Source organism: Acinetobacter sp. CFCC 10889, assembly GCF_003268395.1.
Taxonomy (GTDB): domain Bacteria; phylum Pseudomonadota; class Gammaproteobacteria; order Pseudomonadales; family Moraxellaceae; genus Acinetobacter.
The window spans coordinates 1-6,351 of record NZ_LQXQ01000097.1 but is presented as its reverse complement, the minus strand read 5'-3'; the positions used below and the strand labels follow the sequence as shown (position 1 = coordinate 6,351).

Sequence of the window (6,351 nt, the reverse complement as noted above, 5' to 3'; positions counted from 1 at the left end):
GTAACAGTTCATTTAAACTCAATTCACCGAGCTTATATGCTTTTTGCATCAATCCATGTTGTTGCTGTAACTGTGCCAAATTCTGTTGAGCCTGCTCACTCCGTACAGTTGCCGACTCCATCTGCGTGAACCAGTATTGCGTTTCCTGACGCAAACGGTTTTCTACTCGTCCGATCTCAAAATTGGCCTTTTGAGCTTCCGCCATGGCCATACCAGAAGCTATCCGCACTTGCCGACTGGCGAGTGGAATTGAAACGCTCACACTCATCAAATTTTCAATGCCTGACTGCTCACGACTATAGCCCACTCCGACCGTAGGATTAGCTACCCGATTGAGTTTCTCTCTTTTGACTAACGCATCTTGCTGTGCTGCCTGCGTTTTGGCCAACTCAAGCTCATGGTTAGCAGACAAAACCTGCTGTATCCATTCAGTCTGTGTATATTCGAGTGGGCGAATTTTGATGACATCACTGCTCCAGTGTTCTGGAATTTTCCCCTGATAATCACGTGACAATAGCTGCTGTGCTTGGTAGTAAGCTGTTTTAGCCTGCATATATTGTTCTTCGATTTGCCGAGATTCATTGCTGAGCAGCATCAGTTCCAGTCGTGGGGCATCTCCAGCACGGATACGCTGCTGGGTCATTTGCATATAGTGTTGTATTCTTGCCTGCTGTTCCTCTAAGCGTGTCAATTGCAAAGCACTACGCATATAGGCAAACCACTGATTCAGCAAGGTTTTGGCAACTTCATGTTTGGCATCTTCATATTTTAATTCTGCAATACTCATCCCTCGTTGCGCCAAATCCTGATCCAGCCGGTATTTGCCAGGCAAACGAATCTGCTTTTCAACACCAAAGTTCGGCTCATAACTATTGGACTTTGTTTGACCATCCTGGGCATCGGTGTTACGAAGCTGCATCCCCGCACGTACGGTCCAGGGATGGCCCAGTTTTAGCCCTTGTCCTGCAAAATTGGCATAGTCCTGATCCGAGACTGCGACCGAACAGTTGGATGCTGTGACAAGCTCTGCTTGATCGCATCGAGTGGTGGCAAGACCTGATCCAAAGCGGGTTCCGCGGAGACGACAGAAGCCATCATCACACAACAGCCCAAGCCTATTAAACATAAGGCTTTACCCAGCAAACGGGGTTGAGTAGCTATCTCTGGTTTCATTCGTTCACCTTTCCTTGACCAGCATAACCCGATGCTATGGTTGGTAATACCCAATAGAAACAGTCACTTGATTTAAATTTCTTTTGGATATGGGCTAAAATTAAAGGCACAGTTGCGAGGGGTAAAATCAACAGAATCAAATTACGCTCAGTTGCACCCCGAATTTTTTCTTGAATGTTGCGATAATGTTGGTGGCTACCGAAACCTTGTGCCGGGATACAGGTACATCCTGTCACAATCTCGGGAATGAGCCATAAATGGCTCATTAATTCTTCCGCAATATCACTGGAGATGTTGATAGAGAGTTGGCACATTTCAGACATGAATATCTCGCACTAAACCAAATTGTTTAAACAAGTTAGGAAGTAAAATCAGCGTCAGTAAGGTGCAGGAAATTAACCCGCCAATTACCACGATCGCTAATGGACGCTGAATTTCAGCACCTGGCCCAGTGGTAAAGAGCAAGGGAATTAAACCCAAAGCCGCGATACTTGCAGTCATCATCACTGGACGTAAACGTCGCATAGCTCCCTCACGAACCACCTCTTCAATTGCAATGCCGCGTGAAATGAGCTGGTTAAAATAACCGATCATCACCAAACCATTCAGTACAGCAATCCCCATTAATGCAATAAATCCGACCGAAGCAGGCACCGATAAATATTCACCGGTAATGGCTAAGGCCACGACTCCACCAATTAAAGCAAAGGGAATATTCACAAAAACCAGTACTGCCTGACGAACAGAACCTAAAGTTGTAAAGAGCAGGAAAAAAATCATGGTCAACGCTGCAGGGACAACCAGCATCAGACGCGCTGCTGCACGTTGTTGATTTTCAAACTGGCCACCCCATTTCAATGAATATCCTGCCGGTAATTTAACTCTCTGGGCAACCTGCTGTTTTGCTTCCTCGACAAAACCGACCAGGTCGCGGTCACGCACATTGGCACGGACAACGGACATTCTTGAAGCATTTTCCCGGTCAATTTTAACGACACCTTCAGTCTTGACCATTTCTGCTAAAGAGGACAATGGTACAGCCGCTGAGTTTTCAACAGGTAAATTCATATTTGCAAGGGCAAAACTGGATTGCCCCAGACGCGGATCACCTTTGATCATCAACGGAACCGGTCGACCCTGTTCAATAATCGAACTAATTTGCTGCCCTTCGATGAGCATTTTGAGTTGTGCCTGTATGCTTTGACTATCTAGCTGATTGCGAACAGCCATATCACGACGAATACGTAATTCCTGATATTGCACCCCGGAATTTTCCAACGTCATGACATCTTCACTGCCTTTGATCCCTTGTAGAACGGTAGAAATTTGCTTAGACAGCTGATTTAGCTGGTCTAAATCGGTACCAAAAATTTTGACTGCTAAATCTCCACGTACACCTGATAACATTTCTGAGGTCCGCATTTCAATCGGCTGACTAAAGGTCAGATTGACTCCAGGAACGTCAGTCAATACATGGCGAACTTTGGCTAAAATCTGCTCCTTACTTTGTCCCTGCCACTGATCTTGCGGTTTCAAAATGACAAAGCTATCGGTTTCATTTAAGCCCATGGGGTCCAGGCCCAGTTCATCCGAGCCTGTTCTTGCCACAATGCGGGCCACTTCTGGAACTTGTTTTAGAATTCTTCTTTGAATGTCCAGATCAAGTGCAATTGAATTTTGCAGACTGATCGATGGCATTTTTTCCAGCTGCAATATGGTGTCACCTTCATCCATGGTTGGCATAAAAGACTTACCAATGAGTGGGAAAATAAGTGCAGCAACCACCAAAGCGCCTCCGGCCAAAGCATAAACACGTTTCGGATGAGCTAAACTTGCATTTAATACCTTGCTATATGCCTGTTCCAGCTTAGCAACAATATATGGCGTGTGATGTGCTTGAGATTTCAAGAAATAAGAACACAGCACCGGAATAATTGTTAATGAAAAAATCAGTGAGCTCGACAGTGCAAAGACAATGGTCAGCGCCACCGGAGAGAAAAGCTTCCCTTCCAGCCCCTGCAACGTCATCAACGGAATGAAGACCAGCATAATAATGATCATTCCTGCGGTCACCGGCACCGCCACCTCACAAACCGCGCGATAAATGACGTTCAGCGACGGTAAAAACAAACGGTGTTTGGACTCGTGTGCATCTGCCAGTTGCATTTCGATATTTTCCACCACCACAACAGCCGCATCGACCAGCAAACCAATAGCAATGGTTAAGCCACCCAATGACATCAGGTTGGCACTTAATCCAAACTGACGCATCATTAAGAAGGTACTCAACGCAGATAAAGGTAAAATCGCGGCAACAACCAAAGCGGCTCTTAAATTGCCTAAAAACAACAGCAATAAAATCAGGACCAGTACAATCGCCTCGATCAAGGTTTTACTCACGGTATGAATGGCACGATTCACCAGTTCACCACGGTCATAAAAAGGCTTGATCGTAACGCCCGGGGGTAAGTTTTTCTCAATGTCCTGCAAATGTTCACGCACACTTTGCACAACCTGACGTGCATTGGCGCCTTTTAAAGTAAGGACAATCCCTTGAACAGCTTCACCCTGACCATTTTCGGTCACTGCCCCGTAACGGGTAAGGGCACCGGTATGGACATCGGCAATGTCCTTCACTTGCACCAGTGTCCCTTGATGATTGGAAACAATAATCTCACCCAGCTCTTGTAAATTGGTGACACGACTATCGCTACGAATCAGTAATGATTCTCCATTTTCATTCAGACGACCGGCACCGTCACTTGCATTATTTAATTCAATTGCTTGTTTTAACTGATCAAGAGATAGACCTCTTGATGCCAGAGCATCCAGGTTGGGTGTCACTTCAAAAGTACGTGCCAAACCACCCAGGACATTGACATCCGCTACCCCTTCAATTTTTCTGAGCTGTGGACGGACGACCCGATCGAGCAAGGTTCGTTTTTCCATATCACTCATAGGGCCATGTAAAGTGAACATAAAAGATTCACCTAATGGCGTCGTCATAGGCGCAATCCCACCAGAGGCATTGCCAGGCAAAGCTGACATGACTCCAGTCAAACGCTCATTGACCTGTTGTCGGGCCCAATAAGGATCTGTCCCTTCTGCAAAATCCAGGGTAATGATTGCAATGGCATATTTAGATTGTGAACGTAATACAGTCTGATGAGGAATTCCCAACATTTCCTGTTCTATCGGTACCACAATACGGCTTTCCACCTCTTCTGGCGTCATGCCAGGAGATTTCATCACAATTTGAACCTGTGTACTTGATACATCGGGAAAGGCATCAATCGGCAATTTTGTAAATGCCAAATAACCTGCAACACTGATTGCCACACCCAATAACAGCATTAGGATTCGTTGACTCAGTGAAAATGCAATAATACGTTTTAACATGTGCCTAACCTCATTTCATCGCAGTGCTACTACTGGCAGGTGGTGCCTGCTCTGCACCGAAACCTGACCAAACGGCTTTTAGACGTTCGACACCATTCACAGCAACTTGAATTCCAGGTTTTAATGTGTTTCCAATCACATGACTTTGCTGCTGGTTCGCACCCACCAATTCCACCGGCATTGCAAAGAAACCATTTTGATTTTTGATAAAAATGAAGTGCTTGTTATCTTTTAAAGTCAAGGCAGTACTTGGTATTACCCATGCAGTTTCTGTTGTCGGGTTATGGCTTTGAATATTCGCTTTAATAAACTGTTGTACTTTTAAACAGTTATCCTTGGCATTCATCTGAACTAAAACATTTTGAGATTGCGTATTGTCTGAAAGTGCTGGTGCAATTTTTTGTACCTGCCCAGTAATTTCACACCCCTCAACTTTAACCAGATCGCCAATCTGGATATATTTGCTATCCGCTAAAGGGGCTTGCAACATTAATTGCAAAGGTAGATCACTATTCACCAACTGACCCAGTACTGCGCCGGTTTCTACATATTGACCTGCAGATACCTGTAAACTTTCTACACTGCCTTTGGCGGGACTTTTAACATACACTACGGAATTCAGTCCCTGACTGCTACTTCCTCCCATAAACTGCAACATGCGTTGCTTGGCACTCAAATCAATATTCAGTCGTTGCACTACATTCTGGGCTTCCTGTACACGTTTTTCAGCAATAATCCCTTCAGCATATAAACTGCGTTCACGTGCCAAATTTTGGCTGGCCAATTGCAGTTGTGCACGAATTTGTAAAATTTCATTTTGAATCTGAATTAAATCAGGGCTATGAATGGCCAGTACAGGACTATGGAGACCAACTTCTGCTAAAGGTTGCACCAGTACCTGTTGAACTATCCCCGCTATCGGGCTGGTTAAGACCACTTTACTTTGAGGTGACCACTGCGCTTGCCCCTGCAAAGTCAGTGCAAGTTGTACATCACTTGTCGCTTGTCCTAAAGTTTGTAATTGAATACCTGCCTGTTGAATCTGTGTGGGCGAAATTAAAATCTGATTACCAGAGACATCTATGGTTTCTGTTTCATTGGCGGTTACATTTTGTGGCTTTGATTTTTCCGCTTTATTTTTATTAAATAGTGAACTGCTCGCCCACCAAACTCCTAAAATTACCAAGACCAATGTGCAAATACTGAGAAATATTTTATTATTTCGTAATACACTCACTTGTTGACTCACTGATCTACCCTCAAAAATATTTTCTCTCAGGATAAATTTAAGTTCTTAAGATCTAATTAAGTTTGGAAATCCAATTTTTTCAGGATCTAAAGGGTAATTTCCACCTAAGCATAATATCTCGGTTATTTCTAAAGAGCAGATGAAGGCGGAAAAAGAAAACCATATCCCCCTTATCTCGAGAAGCAATGAGTTTGCTTAAATCAATTCAAGAATATACTCAGTCACAAAATTTCATCTCCGTTAAAGGGCCAGTTAATAAATATCCCTACAATGTCGTGAAAATACATTCATCTACTTTACTTTATAAATTTTAATCATTATTTTTTTAGAGCAAAATTAATCATGCACGATTTCAATCTGAATTGATTCAGATTGAAATCAATTATTTTTATTTTTACTTTATCCTAAAAATTATTACGCTGGATTAAATCAAAACTATTAAATTAATATCGCTTATACTTTTAATAAATAGTAATTCTGCTACAATCTAACCATCTTACTTGGATAATTGAGACAATCTAAGTGATCAT

At 43.3% G+C, this 6,351-nt stretch carries 3 protein-coding genes and 1 pseudogene; all 4 read right to left on the bottom strand.

The features are described from left to right. Positions 1-1,173 (bottom strand): annotated as a pseudogene (locus AVJ19_RS19980) (TolC family protein); the annotation flags it as partial. Then, entirely contained in the window at positions 1,170-1,496 is a 327-nt protein-coding gene (locus tag AVJ19_RS19975; protein ID WP_092692960.1) for a DUF3240 family protein, read from the bottom strand. The gene AVJ19_RS19975 and the pseudogene AVJ19_RS19980, both read right to left, overlap by 4 nt. Beyond that, positions 1,489-4,572: an efflux RND transporter permease subunit gene (locus AVJ19_RS19970; protein ID WP_092692958.1), complete on the bottom strand. Its 3,084-nt coding sequence runs from the start codon at positions 4,570-4,572 to the stop codon at positions 1,489-1,491. The genes AVJ19_RS19975 and AVJ19_RS19970 overlap by 8 nt, the downstream gene beginning before the upstream one ends. A 10-nt stretch (positions 4,573-4,582) precedes the next feature. Beyond that, the gene (locus tag AVJ19_RS19965; protein WP_111861299.1) at positions 4,583-5,821 is read right to left on the bottom strand and encodes an efflux RND transporter periplasmic adaptor subunit; all 1,239 of its coding nucleotides are present in this window, start codon (positions 5,819-5,821) and stop codon (positions 4,583-4,585) included. Between the last annotated feature and the right edge of the window lie 530 nt (positions 5,822-6,351).

Bases quoted from the DNA above. Each gene is read 5' to 3' on its own strand.
- AVJ19_RS19975 (WP_092692960.1), bottom strand. From the start codon at position 1,496: ATGTCTGAAATGTGCCAACTCTCTATCAACATCTCCAGTGATATTGCG.
- AVJ19_RS19970 (WP_092692958.1), bottom strand. From the start codon at position 4,572: ATGTTAAAACGTATTATTGCATTTTCACTGAGTCAACGAATCCTAATG.